Source organism: Streptomyces cavernicola (genome assembly GCF_029968035.1).
Classification (GTDB): Bacteria; Actinomycetota; Actinomycetes; order Streptomycetales; family Streptomycetaceae; genus Streptomyces; species Streptomyces cavernicola.
In genome coordinates this window covers 37,338-59,608 of record NZ_JASCIQ010000047.1, presented here as the reverse complement: position 1 = coordinate 59,608, position 22,271 = coordinate 37,338, and the positions used below count along the sequence as shown (strand labels likewise).

General features: G+C 68.1%; 23 protein-coding genes and 4 tRNA genes. 19 read left to right on the top strand and 8 right to left on the bottom strand.

Translation table 11 applies throughout. The features are described from left to right. Window position 1: 1 nt before the first annotated feature. Complete coding sequence (locus tag QIS96_RS32635; protein WP_282546437.1) at window positions 2-490, bottom strand: YajQ family cyclic di-GMP-binding protein; 489 nt, start codon at window positions 488-490, stop codon at window positions 2-4. A gap of 186 nt (window positions 491-676) precedes the next feature. Here QIS96_RS32635 and QIS96_RS32630 point away from each other — a divergent pair. After that, window positions 677-758, top strand: a tRNA-Tyr gene (locus tag QIS96_RS32630). A gap of 152 nt (window positions 759-910) precedes the next feature. Here QIS96_RS32630 and QIS96_RS32625 read toward each other — a convergent pair. Both QIS96_RS32625 and QIS96_RS32620 read right to left on the bottom strand, forming a co-directional pair. Beyond that, a complete protein-coding gene (locus tag QIS96_RS32625) occupies window positions 911-1,339 on the bottom strand; it encodes a hypothetical protein (RefSeq protein ID WP_282546436.1) in 429 nt (142 codons plus the stop codon). 180 nt (window positions 1,340-1,519) lie between these two features. Continuing rightward, the gene (locus QIS96_RS32620) at window positions 1,520-2,362 is read right to left on the bottom strand and encodes an alpha/beta fold hydrolase (protein WP_282546435.1); all 843 of its coding nucleotides are present in this window, start codon (window positions 2,360-2,362) and stop codon (window positions 1,520-1,522) included. 241 nt (window positions 2,363-2,603) lie between these two features. Between QIS96_RS32620 and QIS96_RS32615 the strand changes: the two genes are divergently transcribed. Next, window positions 2,604-2,795, top strand: a complete 192-nt coding sequence (locus QIS96_RS32615) for a hypothetical protein (protein WP_282546434.1) — start codon at window positions 2,604-2,606, stop codon at window positions 2,793-2,795. Window positions 2,796-2,811: 16 nt separating this feature from the next. Here the strand turns inward: QIS96_RS32615 and QIS96_RS32610 are convergent, their stop codons facing one another. Next, the gene (locus QIS96_RS32610) at window positions 2,812-3,468 is read right to left on the bottom strand and encodes an SDR family oxidoreductase (RefSeq protein ID WP_282546433.1); all 657 of its coding nucleotides are present in this window, start codon (window positions 3,466-3,468) and stop codon (window positions 2,812-2,814) included. A 65-nt stretch (window positions 3,469-3,533) separates the two neighbouring features. Here QIS96_RS32610 and QIS96_RS32605 point away from each other — a divergent pair, with 65 nt between their 5' ends. Then, complete coding sequence (locus QIS96_RS32605; RefSeq protein ID WP_282546432.1) at window positions 3,534-4,595, top strand: hypothetical protein; 1,062 nt, start codon at window positions 3,534-3,536, stop codon at window positions 4,593-4,595. A gap of 126 nt (window positions 4,596-4,721) precedes the next feature. On the opposite strand, the gene QIS96_RS32600 is transcribed toward QIS96_RS32605, so the two are convergent. Then, window positions 4,722-5,975, bottom strand: a complete 1,254-nt coding sequence (locus QIS96_RS32600) for an amidohydrolase family protein (RefSeq protein ID WP_282546431.1) — start codon at window positions 5,973-5,975, stop codon at window positions 4,722-4,724. A gap of 236 nt (window positions 5,976-6,211) precedes the next feature. Here QIS96_RS32600 and QIS96_RS32595 point away from each other — a divergent pair. From QIS96_RS32595 to QIS96_RS32570, 6 genes are all read left to right on the top strand, one after another. Beyond that, window positions 6,212-6,284, top strand: a tRNA-Thr gene (locus tag QIS96_RS32595). A gap of 44 nt (window positions 6,285-6,328) precedes the next feature. Then, a tRNA-Met gene (locus QIS96_RS32590) sits at window positions 6,329-6,401 on the top strand. 97 nt (window positions 6,402-6,498) lie between these two features. After that, window positions 6,499-6,663 (top strand): 50S ribosomal protein L33, encoded by a 165-nt coding sequence (rpmG, locus tag QIS96_RS32585; protein WP_003956487.1) that lies wholly within the window; start codon window positions 6,499-6,501, stop codon window positions 6,661-6,663. A 129-nt stretch (window positions 6,664-6,792) separates the two neighbouring features. Further along, on the top strand, window positions 6,793-7,245 hold the full coding sequence (locus QIS96_RS32580; protein WP_282535683.1) for a MaoC family dehydratase N-terminal domain-containing protein: 453 nt from the start codon (window positions 6,793-6,795) through the stop codon (window positions 7,243-7,245). 2 nt (window positions 7,246-7,247) lie between these two features. Further along, window positions 7,248-7,697, top strand: a complete 450-nt coding sequence (locus tag QIS96_RS32575; RefSeq protein WP_282546430.1) for a MaoC family dehydratase — start codon at window positions 7,248-7,250, stop codon at window positions 7,695-7,697. A gap of 67 nt (window positions 7,698-7,764) precedes the next feature. Next, complete coding sequence (locus QIS96_RS32570) at window positions 7,765-8,820, top strand: UDP-N-acetylmuramate dehydrogenase (RefSeq protein WP_282546429.1); 1,056 nt, start codon at window positions 7,765-7,767, stop codon at window positions 8,818-8,820. Window positions 8,821-8,849: 29 nt separating this feature from the next. Here QIS96_RS32570 and QIS96_RS32565 read toward each other — a convergent pair whose 3' ends face one another. Beyond that, window positions 8,850-9,488 carry an NAD(P)-dependent oxidoreductase gene (locus QIS96_RS32565; protein WP_282546428.1) on the bottom strand — a complete coding sequence of 213 codons (639 nt, stop codon included), beginning with the start codon at window positions 9,486-9,488 and terminating at the stop codon, window positions 8,850-8,852. 86 nt (window positions 9,489-9,574) lie between these two features. On the opposite strand from QIS96_RS32565, the gene QIS96_RS32560 reads away from it, so the two are divergent. Further along, window positions 9,575-10,228 carry a TetR/AcrR family transcriptional regulator gene (locus QIS96_RS32560; RefSeq protein ID WP_282546427.1) on the top strand — a complete coding sequence of 218 codons (654 nt, stop codon included), beginning with the start codon at window positions 9,575-9,577 and terminating at the stop codon, window positions 10,226-10,228. Window positions 10,229-10,255: 27 nt separating this feature from the next. Here the strand turns inward: QIS96_RS32560 and QIS96_RS32555 are convergent, their stop codons facing one another. Both QIS96_RS32555 and QIS96_RS32550 read right to left on the bottom strand, forming a co-directional pair. Beyond that, the gene (locus QIS96_RS32555; protein ID WP_282546426.1) at window positions 10,256-11,272 is read right to left on the bottom strand and encodes an adenosine deaminase; all 1,017 of its coding nucleotides are present in this window, start codon (window positions 11,270-11,272) and stop codon (window positions 10,256-10,258) included. A gap of 178 nt (window positions 11,273-11,450) precedes the next feature. After that, complete coding sequence (locus QIS96_RS32550) at window positions 11,451-12,674, bottom strand: pyridoxal phosphate-dependent aminotransferase (RefSeq protein WP_282546425.1); 1,224 nt, start codon at window positions 12,672-12,674, stop codon at window positions 11,451-11,453. Window positions 12,675-12,857: 183 nt separating this feature from the next. Between QIS96_RS32550 and QIS96_RS32545 the strand changes: the two genes are divergently transcribed. From QIS96_RS32545 to rpoB, 9 genes are all read left to right on the top strand, one after another. Next, a tRNA-Trp gene (locus QIS96_RS32545) sits at window positions 12,858-12,930 on the top strand. A gap of 108 nt (window positions 12,931-13,038) precedes the next feature. Then, complete coding sequence (secE, locus tag QIS96_RS32540) at window positions 13,039-13,320, top strand: preprotein translocase subunit SecE (RefSeq protein ID WP_282546424.1); 282 nt, start codon at window positions 13,039-13,041, stop codon at window positions 13,318-13,320. Window positions 13,321-13,398: 78 nt separating this feature from the next. Next, window positions 13,399-14,256 (top strand): transcription termination/antitermination protein NusG, encoded by an 858-nt coding sequence (gene nusG, locus QIS96_RS32535; protein WP_282546423.1) that lies wholly within the window; start codon window positions 13,399-13,401, stop codon window positions 14,254-14,256. 181 nt (window positions 14,257-14,437) lie between these two features. Further along, window positions 14,438-14,872: a 50S ribosomal protein L11 gene (gene rplK, locus QIS96_RS32530; RefSeq protein ID WP_040252631.1), complete on the top strand. Its 435-nt coding sequence runs from the start codon at window positions 14,438-14,440 to the stop codon at window positions 14,870-14,872. Between the two features lie 82 nt (window positions 14,873-14,954). Next, window positions 14,955-15,677, top strand: a complete 723-nt coding sequence (gene rplA / locus QIS96_RS32525; RefSeq protein WP_282546422.1) for a 50S ribosomal protein L1 — start codon at window positions 14,955-14,957, stop codon at window positions 15,675-15,677. A 145-nt stretch (window positions 15,678-15,822) separates the two neighbouring features. Continuing rightward, window positions 15,823-16,713 (top strand): hypothetical protein, encoded by an 891-nt coding sequence (locus QIS96_RS32520; RefSeq protein WP_282546421.1) that lies wholly within the window; start codon window positions 15,823-15,825, stop codon window positions 16,711-16,713. 348 nt (window positions 16,714-17,061) lie between these two features. After that, window positions 17,062-17,589, top strand: a complete 528-nt coding sequence (rplJ, locus tag QIS96_RS32515; RefSeq protein WP_282546420.1) for a 50S ribosomal protein L10 — start codon at window positions 17,062-17,064, stop codon at window positions 17,587-17,589. Window positions 17,590-17,714: 125 nt separating this feature from the next. Further along, the gene (gene rplL, locus QIS96_RS32510) at window positions 17,715-18,104 is read left to right on the top strand and encodes a 50S ribosomal protein L7/L12 (RefSeq protein ID WP_282546419.1); all 390 of its coding nucleotides are present in this window, start codon (window positions 17,715-17,717) and stop codon (window positions 18,102-18,104) included. A gap of 582 nt (window positions 18,105-18,686) precedes the next feature. After that, on the top strand, window positions 18,687-22,172 hold the full coding sequence (gene rpoB, locus QIS96_RS32505) for a DNA-directed RNA polymerase subunit beta (protein ID WP_282546418.1): 3,486 nt from the start codon (window positions 18,687-18,689) through the stop codon (window positions 22,170-22,172). Window positions 22,173-22,271: the final 99 nt, after the last annotated feature.

The window sequence follows — 22,271 nt, the reverse complement described above, 5'->3', positions numbered from 1 at the left end:
CTTACCGGTAGTTCACAAACTGCAGCGCGAACTCGAAGTCCTGGCCCTTCAGCAGTGCGATCACGGACTGCAGGTCGTCACGGGACTTCGAGGTCACCCGCAGCTCGTCGCCCTGCACCTGGGCCTTCACGCCCTTCGGGCCCTCATCGCGGATGATCTTCGCGACCTTCTTGGCGTTCTCCTGGGAGATGCCCTCCTCGATCGACGCGAAGATCTTGTACTCCTTGCCGGAGATCTGCGGCTCGCCCGCGTCCAGCGACTTCAGCGAGATGCCCCGCTTGATCAGCTTGGACTGGAAGACGTCGAGGATCGCCTTGACCCGCTCCTCGGAGTTCGCCTGCATCAGGATCTTCTCGCCGGACCAGGCGATCGACGCTCCGACGTTCTTGAAGTCGTAACGCTGGGAGATCTCCTTGGCGGCCTGGTTGAGGGCGTTGTCGACCTCCTGCCGCTCGACCTTCGAGACGATGTCGAAACTGGAGTCGGCCATGTCCTGTGGCTCCTTGTATCGGGGTGCGTTGGGGTACGGCCGGTAGCCCCGGACCGCACGCACAAGCCTAGTCACCGCCCGCGCACCCGGCGGCGATCTATCGGGTGGCGAAGCACCCCCGGGCATCAGGTATCGTTTACGTCGTTGCCACGGAGCAGCCGCAAGGCCGCTTCACGCAGCATCCCAGGCGGTGTGCCCGAGCGGCCAAAGGGAGCAGACTGTAAATCTGCCGGCTCAGCCTTCCCAGGTTCGAATCCTGGCGCCGCCACACGGAGGATAGGTCCCGTGACCAGAGTAAAAGCTGGTCACGGGACCTTTCTCGTTGTCGCTCCTGTGTGACCGGCGTGACCTGTGTGACCGAGCGACCTGTGTGACCGAGCGACCGGCGTGACGGAGGCCCGAGTCGGTCCGGCTCGTCGCTCACGGCGCCATGGTCCGGTCGAAGGACGTGATGTTGAGCTTCACATCGGTCGTCTTCAGCGTGGTGAAGAACTCGCCCTGCGCCGTCTGACCGGGCTGGACGTCGGCCTCGAACTGCGTCCCGTTCGCGCCCCGCGTTCCGTCGGCGTCCAGGGCCTCCCAGTCCCATGTGTAGTTCGACTTCTTGGAGCTGCTGTTGGTGATCGTCCACGTCAGCCAGATGTCGGTGAATCCGGCCTGGGAACGGTCGTCGAGCCCGAAGCTCTTCAGGTCGTCCCGCTCGTTCGCCGTCGCCTCCCGGCCGCCCTGAGGAGACTTCTCCTCGGGAGGCGCCTCGGACGGAGGCTTCGCGGTCTGTTCCTCGCCGGCCGGCGCCGGTGTCGTCTCGTCGACCGAGGTGCAGGCGGTACCGGCGAATGCGAGTCCCACCGCTGTCAGCGCAACTACGAAGTGATTTCTGACGTTCATGCTTCCGAAATTACGCGCGCCTCCGGCCGCCGTTATAGGCCCAAGAGGCCAGACGGCAAGGCCCGAGAGGCCCAACCCGAACCGGCCGAACGGCCAGCGCCAGAAGGCCTGTTGGCCCAGCCTCAACTCCAGCGCCGGCCCCTACCCCAGCGCCAGCATCGCCCCGGCGACCTCGCCCGCAGCCCCCTCGGGAAGCGCACCCGCGGCCTCCTCCAGGACGAGCAGCCGCGCCCCGGGGATCTCGCGCGCGAGCGCCTCCCCGTTGCCGACGGGGAAGAACCGGTCCCGTCGCCCGTGCACGACCAGCGTGGGGACCGCGATCCCGGGCAACCGCTCGCGCCAGCGGGGCGTGCAGTCGAGCCGGGAGAACACCATGCCCAGCTGGTTCGCCGTCTGGACCGCAGGCGAGACGCCGGGCGTACGGTCCCAGATCCGCGCGGCAGTCGCACGCGCGGCGTCGGGATCGTTGCCGAGGATCTCCGCGCCGGAAGCAGCGAACTCCGCCACCGCCTCGCGGTCGGACCAGTCGGGCATCGGCCGCGCGAACAGCCGCCCCAACGCCGCCCCGTCGTGGTCGGGAAGGTCCTCGTCGGGCGGACCGGGCGCCACCGCGCGCGTACCGGCCAAAGTCAGCGCCGAGAACGCGGACGGATGGTCCAACGCCGCCACCTGGGCGACCATCCCGCCGACCCCGATCCCCGCGAGGTGCGCCGGCCCGCCACCGAGGACATCGACCAGCGCGGCGGCGTCGGCGGCCAGGTCGCGCAGGGTGTACGCGGGTGCCTCCGGGTCCGCTGTCGTCGACCCGCCGCTGTCCCGCAGGTCGTAGCGCACCACGCGCCGCCCACCGGCCGCGAGGCGTTCGCAGAGGGCGTCAGGCCAGGAGAGCATGGTCGTCCCGCCTGCGAGCAGGACCAGCGGTGCGTTCGGGTCGCCGAAGGACTCGATGCCCAGAGCGACCCCGTTGGCGTCAACGGTCGTCACCGCTTCACCGTATGCGCCGAGCGCACGAGCCGCCCCCGAACCACCACATCGGCCGCACACGGAAGTTCCAGCTTCGCCACAGCGCAGGACAGGAACGGCTCCCACCGGTAGAAGCGACCGCATGAGACCCCGTTACGTAGGCCACCACACCGGCCGCCACCCCCGAAGCCCGAGGCGCCGGCCCGCGCCCCCGGCACCTCGCAAGCCCAGCAAGGCCCGCAAGCCCCGCAAGTCCCGCCCTGTGACCGTGTTCCCGATCGAGGGGCGCCAGATCCTGACGTACGCGCTGTGGCTGCTCGGACTCGCCTCCCTGGCCGTCATAGCCATGCTCGTCGCAGGCGTGCTCGACCTCGTCCACGATCTGGAGCACCCTTACGACAACGGCTGGTCCGGCTGGCAGTGTCCGCCGGAGGACGCGCCCTGCAAGCCCTGAACCCCGGGCGGCGGCCTCAGTTCCCGGCCACGTCCTTGACTGCGACCGTGACCGGCGTCGCCCCGCTCACCAGCTCCAGGGTCAGACCGACCGTTCCCGGGGTGTCCACCAGCTCCGCGAGGACCGCCGCCACGTCGTCGCGGGGGATCGGGCCGCGGCCCGTCGAGGCCTGCAGGCGGACCTGCCCCGTACCGGCGTCGTTGGTGAGCATGCCGGGGCGCAGGATCGTCCAGTCCAGGGCCGCACGGCCGCGCACGTACGCGTCGGCCTCGCCCTTGGCGCGCAGATACGCGTCGAAGACCTCGTCGCCCTGGTGCGCCGGATCCGCGCCCATCGACGACACCACCACGTACCGCCGCACTCCGGCCCGTTCCGCGGCATCGGCGAACAGCACCGCCGCGCCCCGGTCCACCGTGTCCTTGCGGCCCGCGCCGCTACCCGGGCCCGCGCCCGCCGCGAACACCGCCGCACCGGCGCCCTGCAGGTGAGCGGCGACCTCCTCCACCAACGCCGACTCCAGATCGCACAACACCGGCTCGGCGCCCGCCTCCCGCAGGTCGTCGCCTTGCCCGGGGTTGCGGATCAGGCCCGCCACCTCGTATCCGCGAGCGGCGAGCAGTCGCTCCAGCCGCAACGCGATCTGACCGTGTCCACCAGCGATGACAATCCGCATGATTCCGACCGTACGCCGCGTCGGCCGAAGCCGCCGTGCAACCCAAGCCGCACCTCGGGAGTCACATGAATGTTCATCTTCAAGAGGAGCCTGTCATCAGCGCCATACGCAAGACCCTGATCGCCTCCGGCTGCGCCGCCGTCGTCCTCACGGGTGCGACCGCCTGCGACCCGATCGAGAGCGTCTCCGCAGCACGCCAGGTCGACGACGCAGTCGAGCAGCTCGGTGAACAGCGTTCGCTCACCGTCGAGTTCGGCCTGGACGCGGACGCGGCCACCCTCGAAAAGCTCATCCGGGAGAGCGACGACGCCCAGCGCGGCGACGGCCCCCCGCCCGGCTTCGGCACCTTCCTGAGCAAGGCCCGCGTGCAGCTGTCCCTGCACGCGAAGAAGCCCCTGGCCGCCGCCGAGGAGAAGGACTTCTCCAGTACGTCGATGCAGATCGCCGGCGCCGACGGCGTCATGGTCGAGTACCGCAGCCTGGGCGAAGACATGTACTACCGCGCCGACTTGGCGGCCTTCGGCAAGCTCGCGGCCACCCCGATGCCCTCCGCCGACGACCTTCCCGAAGAGGCACGCGCCCTGCGCAGCGCACTGCAGGGCAAGTGGGTCAAGGTCGACCCGAAGATGCTGCCGGGGCAGGCGGTGCTCGGACAGGGGCCGAAGGAGCCCGCCCTCGACGACAAGGCGCAGGCCAAGCTCCTCAAGGGCATTCGCCACGTGCTCGCGCGTGAGGTCACTTTCAAGGGCCGCGGCGACTCCGACGGCACGTCCCGCATCACCGCGAAGGCCAACGCGCGCTCGCTGCTCACGAGTCTCGCCGAGAAGCTGGAGCCGATGACGAGTGACCTGCCTCCGGGCACCGACCTGCCCACGGCCGAGGACTTCGAATCGGTCCCGAAGAAGCAGGTGAAGGTCGACTTCGTGCTGAAGAACGGCAAGCTGCGTCAGATCACGTTCGATCTCGCTCAACTCGCGGACAAGTCCGATGGTTTGAAGAAGGGCACCGAGTTCCCGCTGACGCTGAAATTCGGTAAGGCCCCGAAGATCGAGCGCCCGGACGACGCCACCGAACTGACCGTCTCCGACCTGATGGCCATCGCCGGTTCCCAGGCCTCCATGCGCTGACACCCCACCGCCCGAACACCTTCAAAACAGCCTGCACGCGCGCGTGCCTCCGGATGCCCAGTGCGGAGACCCGCCACCGCTCCGACCGTCTCGAAAACCGGCACCACGCGCGCGTGCAGCCCGCCCTCAAGCCGTCCCGCCGACGCCCTTCACCCGCCCCTGCCGAGGCAGATCGAGCGCCACAGCGACCGCTGAGTCGCAGTACTCCCGCACCGCACTGGTCCGCGCCACCACCCGGCCCCGATGCACCACGATCCGGCTGTACGCGAGCGACAGCACGCCCGAAAGCCGCGTACCCCGCACCGCGAGCAGCTCGGCGGGGAACCCCGCCTCCACGCGCACCTCCGGCAGCCCCATCGACTCCCGGGCCACCGAACTCACCGCCGCGTACGCCCCATCGGCGTCCAGCCCATGCTGCGCGGCCAGCAGGTACGCGGCCTCCAGCGGGTCCCCGCGCCCCACCGGGTTGGCGAGGTCCCGCAGCGCCCCGCTGCCCGCCGCGACGCGCACCCCGGCCGCCCTCAGCAGCCGTACCGGAGCCGTACCGGAGCCCCGCCGCTCAAGGCCCCCGCAATCGCCCTGCGGCAGGCACACCACGGAGACCCCGGCAGCGGCGAGCCCCTCGGCGGCACGCGCGGCCACCGCGGCAGGCATCCGGCCGAGCCCGCCGCACGGGCCGACGGTCACCACGGAACGCAGCCCGCCCGCCATCGCCGCAAGGCGCGCGAGCCGGGCGGGATCCGCGCCATCGGTGTGCAGGTCGACCGGACAGCCGTGCTCGGCGGCCACTTCCAGCACCGCCTCGACGTACCCCGTGGGGTCCGGATCCAGGTCAGGGCAGCCGCCCACCATGGAGGCGCCCATTTTCACGGCGTCCCGAAGCATCGCCAGGCCGTCGGCGCCGGCGATCCCGGTGAGCAGCCGGGGAACGGCGACCGTCGTCAGGTCTGTGAGTCCCCGCAGCGACCTGCGGGCCTGCAGCGCCGCCTCCATCGCGCCGAGCCCCTGCACGTCCCCGATCCGCACATGGCTGCGCAAGGCGGTTGCCCCGTGGCCGAGTTGCAGGAGTGCGGCTTCGGTGGTGCGCCGCTGGACGTCCTGGACCTCGTACCCGACCGGGCCGTCGACGTCCGCGGTGAGCGCCGTGTCGCTGTGCGCGTGCGGTTCCGCGGGGGCGGGCAGCAGGAGGTAGCCGCTCAGGTCCACACGCGCGGTGTGCGCGGTCAGGCTGCCCGCGGTGCCGACCGCCTCGATACGCCCCCTGCCGAGCCGTACGTCCACGGTCCTGCCGTCGACGAGAGTGGCTCCGCAGAGCAGGAGCGAGGCCGTGTCCTCGGCGGCGCCGTCGTGGTGCGGCGGCTGCGGCTGGCTGTCGGGCATCGCGCTCCCGGCGTGGCTCGAGCGGTCAGGACCACGCGGCGTTCGATCAAGATCACGCAGCGTGTCCCGAGCCTAGGACGCCGATCACGCCGCTTCGAGGAGGAGCGCATTAGTCGTACCGGTGTGGTTCACGAGCAGGGAAGAGGCCTCGGAGGCGCGCGTGGTGACCGTCGCGCAGGGGCCTCCGAAACGGATTTGGGCGAACGGCAGCCGACCGTGTAATGTCTTCATCGCTCGCCCCAATAGCTCAGTCGGTAGAGCGTCTCCATGGTAAGGAGAAGGTCTGCGGTTCGATTCCGCATTGGGGCTCTGGTGTACGGCTCCCTCACCTTCGGGTGAGGGCCTCGCATCAAAGCGGTGTAGCTCAGTCGGTAGAGCAAGCGGCTCATAATCGCTGTGTCACCGGTTCAAGTCCGGTCACCGCTACTAGCAGTAGCCGATTGTGGGGTCGGTCCTCCGGTCGGCTACTCTTTTCTGCGTTCAACCGTTTCATTCGCCCATCCGTCCGTCAAGGAGCACTCACGTGGCTGCCACCGACGTCCGCCCGAAGATCACGCTGGCCTGCGTGGAGTGCAAGGAGCGGAACTACATCACCAAGAAGAACCGGCGCAACAACCCGGACCGTCTTGAGATGAAGAAGCACTGCCCGCGCTGCAACTCGCACACGGCGCACCGCGAAACGCGCTGAATCAGGCTCACATGCGAGGCCGTCCCCTTTTCAGGGGGCGGCCTCGTGTCGTTACCGCCCGTGATCGCCGACGCGGGTGAGGCAGGAACACTGCGGAATACCGCGTAAATCACAGGAGGTGCCGAGTCCATGGCGCTCGACCAGTCCTTCGTGGGGCGGACCTACCCGCCCACCGACCCCTATGAGGTCGGCCGCGAGAAGATCCGTGAATTCGCGGAGGCGGTCGGTGACGCGAATCCGGCGTACACCGACACCGAGGCGGCCAAGGCATACGGCCACCCCGATGTGATCGCCCCGCCGACTTTCGTCTTCGCGATCACTTTCAAGGCGGCCGGACAGGTCATCGAGGACCCCCAACTCGGCCTCGACTACAGCCGCGTCGTGCACGGCGACCAGAAATTCGCGTACACCCGCCCGGTGCGCGCCGGCGACCGGCTCAGCGTCACCTCGACCATCGAGGCGATCAAGTCCATGGCGGGCAACGACATCCTGGACATCCGCGGTGAAGTGCACGACGAGGCCGGCGAGCACGTCGTGACCGCGTGGACCAAGCTCGTCGCACGCGCGGCAGAGGAGGCGTGACGATGACCGCACCCAGCACCACGGCGAAGATCCGGTACGAGGACGTCGAGGTCGGCGCCGAACTCCCCGCGCAGACCTTCCCCGTGACCCGCGCCACACTGGTGCGCTACGCGGGCGCGTCCGGCGACTTCAACCCGATCCACTGGAACGAGAAGTTCGCCAAGGAGGTCGGCCTGCCCGACGTCATCGCCCACGGCATGTTCACCATGGCCGAGGCGATCCGCGTCGTCACCGACTGGGTCGGCGACCCGGCCGCGGTCGCGGAGTACGGCGTCCGCTTCACCAAGCCGGTCGTCGTCCCGAACGACGACGAGGGCGCGGTCATCGAGGTCAGCGCCAAGGTCGCGGCCAAGCTCGACGACGACGCGCGCACCGTCCGCGTCGACCTCACCGCCATGAGCGCGGGCCAGAAGGTCCTGGGCATGTCCCGGGCCGTCGTGCGCCTTGCCTGAAGCGCATCGCAGGACCTCTCGCGGTCCGGGACCGGCACTGTCGGTCCCGGACCGTACCCTTGAGCGCGTGCACCAACTCCACGACGCCCCGCTCGCCCCGCTGACCACCTTCCGGCTCGGTGGGCCCGCCACCCGCCTGATCACCGCGACGACCGACGCCGAGGTGATCTCCGCCGTGCGCGAGGCCGACGCCTCGGGCACCCCCCTGCTCGTCATCGGCGGCGGCAGCAACCTCGTGATCAGCGACAAGGGCTTCTCCGGCACAGCCCTGCGCATCGCCACCCAGGGCTTCGAACTGGACGGCACGAGACTGGAGTTGGCCGCCGGCGAGATCTGGACCGACGCAGTGGAGCGCACGGTCGAGGCCGGACTCGCGGGCGTCGAGTGCCTCGCCGGAATCCCCGGCTCCGCAGGCGCGACGCCGATCCAGAACGTCGGGGCGTACGGCCAGGAGGTCTCCTCGACGATCACCGAGGTCGTGGCGTACGACCGCGAGGCCGGCGAAACCGTCACCCTGCAGAACGCCGACTGCGCGTTCTCGTACCGCCACAGCAGGTTCAAGGCCGACCCGGAGCGCTATGTGGTGCTGCGCGTCCGCTTCGACCTGGAGGACGCGGACGGCCTGAGCGCCCCCCTGAAGTACGCCGAGACCGCGCGCGTCCTGGGTGTGGAGGCCGGGGACCGCGTGCCGCTGGCGACCGCGCGCGAGACGGTCCTGAAGCTGCGGGCGGGCAAGGGCATGGTGCTCGACCCGGAGGACCACGACACCTGGTCGGCCGGTTCGTTCTTCACCAACCCGATCCTCACGGAAGAGGAGTTCACCGCGTTCCACGCGCGCGTGGTGGACCGCCTCGGCGATGAAGTCCGCCCGCCCGCTTTCCCCGACGGGGACGGGCACGTGAAGACCTCCGCGGCCTGGCTCATCGACAAGGCAGGCTTCACGAAGGGGTACGGCGAGGGGCCGGCCCGTATCTCCACAAAGCACACGCTCGCCCTGACCAACCGCGGCGAGGCCACCACGGAGGACCTCCTGATGCTGGCCCGCGAGGTCGTCGCCGGCGTCCGGGACGCCTTCGGCATCACGCTGGTCAACGAGCCGGTGACGGTGGGCGTCAGCCTGTAGCCGGCCCGCGCAGCCCTTCAACAGTCGGCTCAGTAGGCGACGCTCACGCCCTGCTTCACCGTCGCCGGGTCGTCGACCGACGCCAGCATGGCGTGCGCCACGTCCGCGCGGCCGATGGTGCTGCCGCCCCGCAGATTCACGTTCAGGGCGGTCCGGTACGTCCCGGTGACCGGCCTGTCGAGCAGCTTCGGCGGGCGAACGAGCGTCCAGTCGGCGCCGCTGCGCCGGATCTCCGCCTCCATCACCTTGAGGTCGTCGTACACCGGCTTCAGGATCGCGTTGATCAGCACCATGACGCGGCCGTGCAGGAACTTCTGGTCGGGCGGTTCGGGGGCGAGCGGGCCCGCGCTCACCGCGAGGAAGCGCCGCGTGCCCGTCGCATCGAGCGCCTGCAGGACCGGTCGTGTCAGGGCTGCCGCGATGCCCGTGCGGGCGTCGTTGTTGGAGCGGGCGCCCAGGCCGGACAGCACCGCGTCCCGCCCTGCGACGGCATCGCTCAGGGACTCGGCGTCCCGCAGCTCCGACCGGAACACGTCGAGGGCGTCGCCGGTCACCGTCAGCCTGGCGGGGTCGCGTACCACGGCCGTGACCTGATGCCCGGCGGCGAGAGCCTGCTTGACGATCTCCTGACCGATCCCTCCGGTGGCACCGAAAACGGTGAGCTTCATAGCGCATCCTCCCGGGTGGGTGAGTATTTACTTATCCCTAGGGTGGGTAAGTACTCACTCACCAGTCAAGCCTGGACGGAGAGCACATGCAGAAACCGGCCCGAGAGCGGATCCTCGACGCGGCGCACGAACTGATGCGCACGATCGGCCTCGCCCGCACCACCACCAAGGAGATCGCCAAGGCGGCCGGCTGCTCGGAAGCGGCGCTGTACAAGCACTTCGCGAGCAAGGAGGAGCTGTTCGTCGGCGTCCTCAAGGAGCGCCTCCCGCAGCTGGCCCCGCTGATCCACCGCCTGGTCGCCGAACCGGGCGAGCGCAGCGTCGAGGAGAACCTCGTCGAGATCACGCACGCTGCCGCGCTCTTCTACGAGCAGAGCTTCCCAATCGCGGCCTCGCTCTACGCGGAGACCCAGCTGCGCAATCGCCACGTGGCGGCCCTGCGCGAGATGGGCACCGGCCCGCACATGCCGATCATGGGCCTCTACGAGTACCTCAAGGCCGAACAGCAGGCGGGCCGCATCGCCCCCGAGGCCGACACCTTCGCCGCGGCCTCACTGCTCCTCGGCGCCTGCGCGCAGCGCGCTTTCGCGTACGACGAGGACGGCCCCCAACCGCCGCCCCCCGTACAGGGGTTCGCGACCGCCCTCGTTCGGACCCTTCTTCAGGGCATCGAACTCCAGGGCATCGAACTTCATGGCGTCGAGCCTCAGGGCATCGAGCCGAAGCCGGACGGTCGCTGACTCAGGAACGGCGGGGTGAGTGAGCGCTCACCCCAGCCAGTCGTCGATCCCCGTAAGGAGCTTCTCGCGCATCTCGGCAGGCGCGGCCGAGCCCCGTACCGACTGCCGCGCCAGCTCGGCCAGCTGCACGTCGTCGAAGCCGTGGTGCTCCCGCGCGATCTCGTACTGCGCGGCCAGCCGCGAGCCGAAGAGCAGCGGGTCGTCGGCGCCGAGCGCCATCGGCACCCCGGCGTCGTACAGCGTCCGCAGAGGCACGTCCTCGGGCTTCTCGTACACCCCGAGCGCCACGTTGGACGCGGGGCAGACCTCGCAGGTGACGCCGCGCTCGGCGAGTCGTTTCAGTAGCCGCGGGTCCTCGGCCGCGCGCACCCCGTGCCCGATCCGGGAGGCGTCCAGGTCGTCGAGGCAGTCACGCACCGACGCCGGGCCGGTCAGCTCCCCGCCGTGCGGCGCCGCGAGCAGCCCGCCCTCGCGCGCGATCGCGAAGGCCCGGTCGAAGTCCCTTGCCATACCGCGTCGTTCGTCGTTGGAGAGCCCGAAGCCGACGATGCCGCGGTCGGCGTACCGCACCGCGAGGCGGGCCAGCGTGCGGGCGTCCAGGGGGTGCTTCATACGGTTCGCCGCGACCAAAACCCGCATCCCGAGCCCGGTCTCCCGGGAGGCGGTGTCGACCGCGTCCAGAATGATCTCGAGCGCCGGGATGAGCCCCCCGAGCCGCGGCGCGTACGAGGTCGGATCGACCTGGATCTCCAGCCAACCGGAACCGTCCGCGAGGTCCTCCTGCGCGGCCTCCCGGACCAGCCGCTGGATGTCCTCCGGCTCGCGCAGGCAGGACCGAGCCGCGTCGTAGAGCCGCTGGAAGCGGAACCAGCCGCGCTCGTCCGTCGCACGCAGCTTCGGCGGCTGACCGGTGGTCAGCGCCTCGGGGAGATGGACCCCGTACTTGTCCGCTAGCTCCAGCAGCGTCGTGGGCCGCATCGACCCGGTGAAGTGCAGGTGCAGATGGGCTTTCGGCAACAGGCTGACGTCACGCACACGCTCCATCCCAAGATCCTGCCGTACGGACGTGCCGTCCCGATAGCCGCTTTACGTCAAGGAGCCACCAAGGAGTACTTGCCCGAACGAACGAACGGGCCCCCGGCCGAAGCCGGAGGCCCGTATCGAAAACGGCCTCTATTAGGTGACGGAAACCGTCACCCCCAAGAGACGAAAACCGTCACTGTCAGCGCGCCTCGGCCAGCAGCTTCTGGATCCGCGACACGCCCTCGACCAGGTCCTCGTCACCCAGGGCGTAGGAAAGCCGCAGGTAGCCGGGCGTACCGAAGGCCTCGCCCGGCACCACCGCGACCTCGACCTCGTCGAGGATCAGCGCGGCCAGCTCGACGGAGGTCTGCGGACGCTTGCCGCGGATCTCCTTGCCGAGCAGGCCCTTCACGGACGGGTACGCGTAGAAGGCGCCCTCAGGCTCCGGGCACAGCACGCCGTCGATGTCGTTCAGCATCTTCACGATGGTCTGCCGACGCCGGTCGAAGGCCTTGCGCATCTCGGCCACGGCGGTGAGGTCGCCGGAGACGGCGGCGATCGCGGCGGCCTGCGCCACGTTGCTCACGTTGGACGTGGCGTGCGACTGCAGGTTCGTCGCGGCCTTGACGACGTCCTTCGGGCCGATGACCCAGCCCACGCGCCAGCCGGTCATGGCATACGTCTTGGCGACGCCGTTCACGATGATGCACTTGTCGCGCAGCTCGGGCACGACCACCGGCAGCGAGCTGAACTCGGCCTCGCCGTACACCAGGTGCTCGTAGATCTCGTCCGTGAGGACCCACAGGCCCTTCTCGGCGGCCCAGCGGCCGATCTCCTCGACCTGCGCGCGCGTGTAGACGGCGCCGGTCGGGTTCGACGGGGAGACGAACAGCAGCACCTTGGTGTTCTCGGTGACGGCCGCTTCGAGCTGTTCCACCGAGACGCGGTACCCGGTGGTCTCGTCAGCGGTCACGAAGACCGGCACTCCGCCCGCGAGCTGGATCGACTCGGGGTACGTCGTCCAGTACGGGGTCGGGACGATGACCTCGTCGCCCGGGTCGAGGATCGTTGCGAAGGCCTCGTAGATGGCCTGCTTGCCGCCGTTGGTCACCAGGACGTTCGCGGCCTCGACCTCGTACCCGGAGTCGCGCAGCGTCTTCGCGGCGATCGCAGCCTTCAGCTCGGGGAGGCCGCCGGCCGGGGTGTAGCGGTGGTACTTCGGGTTCTTGCAGGCCTCGACGGCCGCCTCGACGATGTAGTCGGGCGTGGGGAAGTCGGGCTCGCCCGCGCCGAAGCCGATCACCGGACGTCCGGCGGCCTTGAGGGCCTTGGCCTTGGCGTCGACGGCGAGGGTGGCGGACTCGGAGATCGCGCCGATGCGGGCGGAGATGCGGCGTTCGGTGGGTGAGGTTGCAGCGCTCATGCGCTCCATCGTTCCAGACCGGAAACGCCCCCGGTACGCAGGTTTGCCGGAGAGGTGAAGTGCTTTCTGTTCGACGCCGGGCGCGGGACCACGTACACTCATCGCTCGTTGGCCTTCAACAGTCGGCGCCCCAACAGTGCACTCCGTGCACCGGGACGGATGCTGTACGTTGGGGGAAACCAAAGGGTCGTAGCTCAATTGGTAGAGCACTGGTCTCCAAAACCAGCGGTTGGGGGTTCAAGTCCCTCCGGCCCTGCTACACACACCTTTCGCCAGGATGTGTGCGCATGTACGTACTGCAAAGCACCGCCGTGCGGCTCCACCGGGCGCGGCACGGCCACGACCCGGAATCAGGTGAGAAAGAGTGACGGACGCCGTGGGCTCCATCGACACGCCTGATGCACCGGACGAGGCGGCCGACAGGAAGTCCCGCAAGGGCGGAAAGCGCGGCAAGAAGGGTCCTCTGGGCCGGCTCGCGCTCTTCTACCGTCAGATCGTCGCGGAACTCCGCAAGGTCGTCTGGCCCACTCGCAGTCAGCTCACCACCTACACCACAGTGGTGATTGTTTTCGTTGTCATCATGATTGCTTTGGTGACCGTGCTTGACTATGGCTTCTCGCAAGCCGTCAAGGCCATCTTCGGCTAAGCAGCCGAGCGAAGGGCGCCGCTCCCGGCGCCCCTTTCGCGCGTTCCACCCATCTGTATCCAGGAAGAAGCAGCCACCGTGTCTGACCCGAACCTGAACGACGCCATCGAGTCGGCGGAGTCCGTGGAGGACCAGCTCGACATCGTCGAGGCGGCGGACGCCGAGGAGCCGGACCAGGCCGAGGCTGCCGACCTCGCGGCGGGCGAGCCCGCCGAGGAGGCCGCGGTGCAGATCGAGGACGAGGCCGAGGCCGAGGCGGAGACCGCTGAGGACGAGGTTGCCGTCGAGGAAGCCGAAGAGGTCGAGGACGCAGAGCCGGTCGACCCGATCGCCGCCCTGCGCGAGGAGCTGCGCACGCTCCCCGGCGAGTGGTACGTCATCCACACCTACGCCGGTTACGAGAACCGCGTGAAGACCAACCTCGAGCAGCGCGCCGTCTCGCTGAACGTCGAGGACTTCATCTTCCAGGCCGAGGTGCCGCAGGAAGAGGTCGCGCAGATCAAGAACGGCGAGCGCAAGACGATCCGTCAGAACAAGCTCCCCGGCTACGTCCTTGTGCGCATGGACCTGACGAACGAGTCCTGGGGCGTCGTCCGCAACACCCCCGGCGTCACCGGCTTCGTGGGCAACGCCTACGACCCGTACCCGCTGACCCTGGACGAGATCGTGAAGATGCTCGCCCCGGAGGCCGAGGAGAAGGCCGCCCGCGAGGCCGCCGAGGCCGAGGGTAAGCCGGCTCCGGCCCGCAAGGTCGAGGTCCAGGTCCTGGACTTCGAGGTGGGCGACTCGGTCACCGTCACCGACGGCCCGTTCGCGACGCTGCAGGCGACCATCAACGAGATCAACGCCGACTCGAAGAAGGTCAAGGGCCTCGTCGAGATCTTCGGCCGCGAGACCCCGGTCGAGCTGAGCTTCGACCAGATCCAGAAGAACTGACCCCTCCGGGGATCGGGCCTTTTGGACCCTACGCTTCCGACCAGGTCAGACGGGCTGCCAAAGCCGGTCTGACCTGCTCGGTTTTTAGCCGCACAGTGGTACCCGTTATCGTTGTGCGGTATGCCTCCATCCGGATGATCGGGTGAAGGCGGATCACTCTCACTAGGACCCGGAGAGAGCAATGCCTCCCAAGAAGAAGAAGGTCACGGGGCTCATCAAGCTCCAGATCCAGGCCGGTGCCGCCAACCCGGCTCCGCCGGTCGGCCCCGCGCTGGGTCAGCACGGCGTCAACATCATGGAGTTCTGCAAGGCCTACAACGCCGCGACCGAGTCGCAGCGCGGTTGGGTCATCCCGGTGGAGATCACGGTCTACGAAGACCGTTCCTTCACCTTCATCACCAAGACCCCGCCGGCCGCCAAGATGATCCTCAAGGCCGCGGGTGTCGAGAAGGGCTCCGGCGAGCCGCACAAGACCAAGGTCGCCAAGATCACTGAGGCGCAGGTCCGCGAGATCGCCACCACCAAGATGCCCGACCTCAACGCGAACGACCTGGACGCCGCGTCGAAGATCATCGCCGGCACCGCCCGTTCCATGGGCGTCACGGTCGAGGGCTGACCTCAAACCCCGTTTGACCTGAAGTGGCAGGGCCATGCGCGGCCCGGACCACGAACTCCATACCTGAACCTCAGGAGTAGAAGTGAAGCGCAGCAAGACTCTCCGCGCTGCGGACGCCAAGATCGACCGGGACAAGCTCTACGCCCCGCTCGAGGCCGTCCGTCTCGCCAAGGAGACCTCCGCGACCAAGTTCGACGGCACCGTCGAGGTCGCCTTCCGCCTGGGTGTTGACCCGCGCAAGGCCGACCAGATGGTCCGTGGCACCGTGAACCTCCCGCACGGCACCGGTAAGACCGCCCGGGTCCTGGTCTTCGCGACCGGTGACCGTGCTGCGGCCGCGGAAGCCGCCGGCGCCGACATCGTCGGCTCGGACGAACTGATCGACGAGGTCTCGAAGGGCCGCCTGGACTTCGACGCCGTCGTCGCCACCCCGGACCTCATGGGCAAGGTCGGCCGCCTCGGCCGCGTGCTCGGTCCGCGTGGTCTGATGCCGAACCCGAAGACCGGCACGGTCACCCCCGACGTCGCCAAGGCTGTCAACGACATCAAGGGCGGCAAGATCGAGTTCCGTGTCGACAAGCACGCGAACCTGCACTTCATCATCGGCAAGGCGTCCTTCGACGACACCAAGCTGGTGGAGAACTACGCCGCCGCCCTCGAGGAGGTGCTTCGTCTGAAGCCTTCCGCCGCCAAGGGCCGGTACATCAAGAAGGCCGCGCTCACCACCACGATGGGCCCCGGCATTCCGCTCGACCCGAACCGCACCCGCAACCTCCTCGTCGAGGAGGACCCGGCCGCCGTCTGAGCCCTCAAGGCTCCCCGGTAGCCGCGTCGCGCACGCGTATCGCAGACGGGCCCCGCACCTTCCGAGGTGCGGGGCCCGTCCGCGTTTGTCAGTGGTGCGCGCTAACGTGCAAGCCGTACGCAAGATCTCTCTAGGGGTGGGACAGATGAACAGCAGGACCGTGCGGCGCGCTTGTGTCTCGATCGCGGCAGCCGCCGCTCTGACCGGTGTCGCAGCTTGTGGTGGGGGCTCCGCGGGCAAGGGCGAGAGTAAGGGCGCAGGCGAGGGCGGAGGCTCGCTCAACCCGCTCGCCGCCCTGCGCACGGTCGACAGCAAGACGCAGGACGCCGACTCCGCCAAGGTGGACGGCACGACCACCATGGGCGCCCAGGGCAGCATGGAGATGAAGGGCGGCCTCGACTGGTCGGACGGCGTCACGGGCGCCCTGCGCATCACGTTCACCGACGGCCCGATGGCCGACCAGATGCAGCAGGCCGGCGACACCTCGATCGACTACCGCTACCTGAAGAACGGCTACTACGCGAACATGGGGGAGAAGTTCGCAGCAGCCTCGGGTGGCAAGCGCTGGATCGAGTACGACTACGACACGCTGGCCGAGATGGGCGGTGCCTCCGGCCAGGCCCTCAAGAACCAGATGCAGAGCTCCACGCCGAACCAGACGGTGAAGATGCTGCTCGCCTCCGGTGACGTGAAGCGTGTGGGCGACGAGAAGGTCCGCGGCGTCGACGCCACGCACTACTCCGGCACGGTCGACGTCGCCGACCTCACGGCCAAGAACGCCGGCATGGACGAGAAAGAGGCCGCGGACCTGCGTAAGCAGCTCCAGGACGCCGGCATGACGACCGAGAAGATCGACATCTGGGTCGACGACGAGGACCTCCTGGTGAAGAAGGTCGAAGAGGCCAAGATGAAGAACGGCGAGTTCTCCCAGACCGTCTACTACAGCGACTACGGCGTGGACGTGGCCACCGAGGAGCCCCCGGCGGACGAGACCGTCAACGTCAAGGACCTGATGAAGCAGCAGCCGCAGCAGTAACGCGGCCTTGGAATGACAGTCGCGGCAGGGCCTCAGGAGCCGATTTGCTCGCCGAGGTCCTGCTCGCGTACTCTCCTACAGAAGCCAAAGACCGCTGGTCGTTGCTGTGCTCTCACTGAGGGTGCAGTGGCCGAAGGATCCGCTGACTGCGGACGACCCGCGTAGGTGACTGTGGAAGCGCTCCTGGACGGATTTCCGTCTGGTCGAGCTCACGCCCCGTGCACCTATGCCGGGGCGTTTCGTTTTGTGCAGACGCCCCCTTCTACGTGCCTGATTCAGGCGGTCCGGCGTACGCGGCTGATCGAAAGGTCAGTCGAGGATCATCACCCCGGAAGGAGGCCGAGGCACATGGCGACGTCCGACAAGGTCGCAGCCGTCGAAGAGATCACGCAGAAGCTGCGTGACTCCCACGCAGCTGTTGTCACCTCTTACACCGGACTGACCGTGGCTCAGCTCAAGCAGCTGCGCCGTTCTCTCGGCGAGAACGCTCAGTACCGAGTGGTGAAGAACACGCTGACCAAGATCGCGGCCAATGAGGCCGGGATTCAGCTGGACGAGCACCTTCAGGGCTCGACGGCTGTCGCCTTCGTCACCGGTGACCCGGTCGAGGCGGCGAAGGGTCTTCGTGACTTCGCCAAGGACAACCCCAACCTCGTCATCAAGGGCGGTGTCCTTGACGGCAAGGCGCTGTCCGCCGACGAGATCAAGAAGCTTGCGGACCTCGAGTCCCGCGAGGTTCTGCTCAGCAAGCTGGCCGGTGCCATGAAGGGCAAGCAGTCCCAGGCTGCCTCTGTCTTCCAGGCGCTGCCCTCGAAGTTCGTCCGCACCGCGGAGGCGCTTCGTGCCAAGCAGGCCGAGCAGGGCGGTGCCGAGTAATTCGGCTCGCGTCATGGTCGCTCTCGTCTAGGCACGCCTAGGCGTGGTGGCCGCAGCGGGCCCGAACGTACGCCCGCCTCACATGTACATCCGGCACCAGCCGAATTAGTGGAAGGACCGCCATCATGGCGAAGCTCAGCCAGGAAGACCTGCTCGCGCAGTTCGAGGAGATGACCCTCATCGAGCTCTCCGAGTTCGTGAAGGCCTTCGAGGAGAAGTTCGACGTCACCGCCGCCGCTGCCGCGCCGGTCGTCGTCGCCGGTGGTGCCGCTGGTGGCGCCGCTGCCGCCGCCGAGGAGGAGAAGGACGAGTTCGACGTCATCCTCACCGGTGCCGGCGACAAGAAGATCCAGGTCATCAAGGTCGTGCGTGAGCTGACCTCGCTGGGTCTGAAGGAGGCCAAGGACCTCGTCGACGGCACCCCGAAGCCGGTCCTCGAGAAGGTCGCCAAGGACGCCGCGGACAAGGCCAAGGAGGCCCTCGAGGGCGCCGGCGCCTCCGTCGAGGTCAAGTGACCTCGCGAGTCTGCTGACTCTTTCGAGCCGCAAGGCTCGTGCGCTGTAACGCGCACACACTGAAGGGCGATCACCCATGTGGGTGGTCGCCCTTCGGCGTTCCCGTGACGGCTGCCTTGCACTGAGGACATGGCCGAGTATGGTGATCTTCGTTGTGCCTCCGGTGCCCCCGTGGTGACGTTCGCGGCAGCCCGGTTTGGGCAGGGGGGCCTTGACGAACCGCACGCAGCGCGCAATTCTCAGGACGCGTCGTCACATCGATCCGAATCCGAGGCATGGATCGATGGCGAACAGGGCAGTGTGGATATGCGCCCAGCGACGAGGGGTCTGTCGCTGGAGCCGACAACAGTAGGACTCTGAGGTGTTCGTGGGTCTCAATAAAAACCCGCTCTGGACATCAGTGGGCCGAGTGGCTACACTGACCCTTTGCGCTGCCTGTTAGCTGCCTCCTGCCCGTCACCAGGGGCATGCCCGCACCTGAGCAGAGTCGATTGAACCTCCCTGACCTGGGATTTCTCATTCGGAGCTCGGTATGGGACCGGTACGCGCGTAGTGAGTCCGAGCCCTCGGAAGGACCCCCTCTTGGCCGCCTCGCGCAACGCCTCGACTGCCAATACGAACAACGGCGCCAGCACCGCCCCGCTGCGCATCTCCTTTGCAAAGATCAAGGAGCCCCTCGAGGTTCCGAACCTGCTCGCGCTGCAGACCGAGAGCTTCGACTGGCTGCTCGGCAACACCGCCTGGCAGAGTCGGGTCGAGGCGGCTCTGGAGTCCGGTCAGGACGTCCCCACCAAGTCCGGTCTGGAGGAGATCTTCGAGGAGATCTCCCCGATCGAGGACTTCTCCGGGTCGATGTCGCTGACCTTCCGCGACCACCGTTTCGAGCCCCCGAAGAACTCCATCGACGAGTGCAAGGAGCGCGACTTCACGTACGCGGCGCCGCTCTTCGTCACCGCTGAGTTCACCAACAACGAGACCGGCGAGATCAAGTCCCAGACGGTCTTCATGGGCGACTTCCCGCTCATGACGAACAAGGGCACCTTCTGCATCAACGGCACCGAGCGTGTCGTCGTGTCGCAGCTCGTTCGTTCGCCGGGTGTGTACTTCGACTCCTCCATCGACAAGACGTCCGACAAGGACATCTTCTCGGCCAAGATCATCCCGTCCCGGGGTGCCTGGCTGGAGATGGAGATCGACAAGCGCGACATGGTCGGCGTCCGCGTCGACCGCAAGCGCAAGCAGTCCGTCACCGTCCTTCTGAAGGCTCTCGGCTGGACCACCGAGCAGATCCTCGAGGAGTTCGGCGAGTACGAGTCCATGCGCGCCACCCTGGAGAAGGACCACACCCAGGGCCAGGACGACGCGCTGCTCGACATCTACCGCAAGCTGCGTCCGGGCGAGCCGCCGACCCGTGAGGCCGCGCAGACGCTGCTCGAGAACCTCTACTTCAACCCGAAGCGCTACGACCTCGCGAAGGTCGGCCGCTACAAGGTCAACAAGAAGCTGGGTGCGGACGCTCCGCTCGACGCGGGCATCCTGACCGTCGAGGACATCATCTCGACGATCAAGTACCTGGTGAAGCTGCACGCCGGCGAGACCGAGACGGTCGGCGACAGCGGCGCCTCGATCGTCGTCGAGACCGACGACATCGACCACTTCGGCAACCGTCGTCTGCGCAACGTCGGCGAGCTCATCCAGAACCAGGTCCGCACGGGTCTGGCTCGTATGGAGCGCGTCGTCCGTGAGCGTATGACGACTCAGGACGTCGAGGCGATCACGCCGCAGACGCTGATCAACATCCGGCCGGTCGTCGCCTCCATCAAGGAGTTCTTCGGCACCAGCCAGCTGTCGCAGTTCATGGACCAGAACAACCCGCTTTCGGGTCTCACCCACAAGCGCCGTCTTTCGGCGCTCGGTCCGGGTGGTCTGTCCCGTGAGCGGGCCGGCTTCGAGGTCCGAGACGTGCACCCGTCTCACTACGGCCGCATGTGCCCGATCGAGACCCCTGAAGGCCCGAACATCGGTCTGATCGGTTCGCTCGCCTCGTACGGCCGCGTCAACGCGTTCGGCTTCGTCGAGACGCCGTACCGCAAGGTCATCGAGGGCCAGGTCACCGACGACGTCGACTACCTGACCGCCGACGAGGAGGACCGCTTCGTCATCGCGCAGGCCAACGCGCCGCTGACGGAGGAGCTCAACTTCGCCGAGGCCCGCGTCCTGGTCCGCCGTCGTGGCGGCGAGGTCGACTATGTGCCGGGCACGGACGTCGACTACATGGACGTCTCGCCGCGCCAGATGGTGTCCGTCGCGACCGCCATGATCCCCTTCCTCGAGCACGACGACGCCAACCGTGCCCTCATGGGCGCGAACATGATGCGTCAGGCCGTGCCGCTGATCACCGCCGAGGCCCCCCTCGTCGGCACCGGCATGGAGTACCGCTGCGCGGTCGACGCCGGTGACGTGATCAAGGCCGAGAAGCCGGGTGTGGTCCAGGAGGTCTCCGCGGACTACGTCACCGTCACGAACGACGACGGCACGTACACCACGTACCGCATCGCGAAGTTCTCGCGGTCGAACCAGGGCACGTCGGTCAACCAGAAGGTCGTCGTCGACGAGGGCGCCCGTGTGATCGAGGGCCAGGTCCTGGCCGACGGTCCGGCGACCGAAGAGGGCGAGATGGCCCTCGGCAAGAACCTGCTCGTGGCGTTCATGCCGTGGGAGGGTCACAACTACGAGGACGCGATCATCCTGTCGCAGCGCCTCGTGCAGGACGACGTCCTCTCCTCGATCCACATCGAGGAGCACGAGGTCGACGCCCGTGACACCAAGCTCGGTCCGGAGGAGATCACCCGGGACATCCCGAACGTCTCCGAGGAGGTCCTCGCCGACCTCGACGAGCGCGGCATCATCCGGATCGGTGCCGAGGTCGTCGCCGGCGACATCCTCGTCGGCAAGGTCACGCCCAAGGGTGAGACCGAGCTGACGCCGGAGGAGCGCCTGCTCCGCGCGATCTTCGGTGAGAAGGCCCGTGAGGTCCGCGACACCTCGCTCAAGGTGCCGCACGGCGAGACCGGCAAGGTCATCGGCGTCCGCGTCTTCGACCGCGAAGAGGGCGACGAGCTGCCCCCGGGCGTGAACCAGCTGGTTCGCGTGTACGTGGCGCAGAAGCGCAAGATCACCGACGGTGACAAGCTCGCCGGCCGTCACGGCAACAAGGGCGTCATCTCGAAGATCCTGCCGATCGAGGACATGCCGTTCCTGGAGGACGGCACCCCGGTCGACATCATCCTCAACCCGCTCGGTGTCCCGTCCCGAATGAACCCGGGACAGGTCCTGGAGATCCACCTCGGCTGGCTCGCCAGTCAGGGCTGGGACGTCTCCGGCCTCGGGGACGAGTGGGCGCAGCGCCTGCAGGCCATCGGCGCCGACCAGGTCGCCCCGCGTACGAACGTCGCCACCCCGGTGTTCGACGGTGCGCGTGAGGACGAGCTGGCGGGTCTGATCGAGAACACCATCCCGAACCGCGACGGCGACCGCATGGTCCTCCCGTCCGGCAAGGCCCGGCTGTTCGACGGTCGCTCCGGCGAGCCGTTCCCGGACCCGATCTCCGTCGGCTACATGTACATCCTGAAGCTGCACCACCTGGTCGACGACAAGCTGCACGCGCGCTCGACCGGTCCGTACAGCATGATCACCCAGCAGCCGCTGGGTGGTAAGGCTCAGTTCGGTGGTCAGCGCTTCGGTGAGATGGAGGTGTGGGCGCTCGAGGCTTACGGCGCCGCTTACGCCCTCCAGGAGCTGCTGACGATCAAGTCCGACGACGTCACCGGCCGCGTGAAGGTCTACGAGGCCATCGTCAAGGGCGAGAACATCCCCGAGCCCGGCATCCCCGAGTCCTTCAAGGTGCTCATCAAGGAGATGCAGTCGCTCTGCCTGAACGTGGAGGTGCTGTCCTCTGACGGTATGTCCATCGAGATGCGCGACACGGATGAGGACGTCTTCCGCGCCGCGGAGGAGCTCGGTATCGACCTGTCCCGGCGCGAGCCGAGCAGCGTCGAAGAGGTCTGACGGGTCTGGTCGGGGCCTCGACCTGAGGCCCCGGCCCTGCCCCGGACCCGTACAGACCATGATGAAGCGCCTTATTTCTCGCTAACGCGAGGGGCACAA

Bases quoted from the DNA above. Each gene is read 5' to 3' on its own strand.
- QIS96_RS32635 (WP_282546437.1), bottom strand. From the start codon at position 490: ATGGCCGACTCCAGTTTCGACATCGTCTCGAAGGTCGAGCGGCAGGAG.
- QIS96_RS32610 (WP_282546433.1), bottom strand. From the start codon at position 3,468: ATGCGGATTGTCATCGCTGGTGGACACGGTCAGATCGCGTTGCGGCTG.
- QIS96_RS32605 (WP_282546432.1), top strand. From the start codon at position 3,534: ATGAATGTTCATCTTCAAGAGGAGCCTGTCATCAGCGCCATACGCAAG.
- QIS96_RS32600 (WP_282546431.1), bottom strand. From the start codon at position 5,975: ATGCCCGACAGCCAGCCGCAGCCGCCGCACCACGACGGCGCCGCCGAG.
- QIS96_RS32580 (WP_282535683.1), top strand. From the start codon at position 6,793: ATGGCGCTCGACCAGTCCTTCGTGGGGCGGACCTACCCGCCCACCGAC.
- QIS96_RS32575 (WP_282546430.1), top strand. From the start codon at position 7,248: ATGACCGCACCCAGCACCACGGCGAAGATCCGGTACGAGGACGTCGAG.
- QIS96_RS32565 (WP_282546428.1), bottom strand. From the start codon at position 9,488: ATGAAGCTCACCGTTTTCGGTGCCACCGGAGGGATCGGTCAGGAGATC.
- QIS96_RS32560 (WP_282546427.1), top strand. From the start codon at position 9,575: ATGCAGAAACCGGCCCGAGAGCGGATCCTCGACGCGGCGCACGAACTG.
- QIS96_RS32555 (WP_282546426.1), bottom strand. From the start codon at position 11,272: ATGGAGCGTGTGCGTGACGTCAGCCTGTTGCCGAAAGCCCATCTGCAC.
- QIS96_RS32550 (WP_282546425.1), bottom strand. From the start codon at position 12,674: ATGAGCGCTGCAACCTCACCCACCGAACGCCGCATCTCCGCCCGCATC.
- rplK (WP_040252631.1), top strand. From the start codon at position 14,438: ATGCCTCCCAAGAAGAAGAAGGTCACGGGGCTCATCAAGCTCCAGATC.
- QIS96_RS32520 (WP_282546421.1), top strand. From the start codon at position 15,823: ATGAACAGCAGGACCGTGCGGCGCGCTTGTGTCTCGATCGCGGCAGCC.
- rplJ (WP_282546420.1), top strand. From the start codon at position 17,062: ATGGCGACGTCCGACAAGGTCGCAGCCGTCGAAGAGATCACGCAGAAG.
- rplL (WP_282546419.1), top strand. From the start codon at position 17,715: ATGGCGAAGCTCAGCCAGGAAGACCTGCTCGCGCAGTTCGAGGAGATG.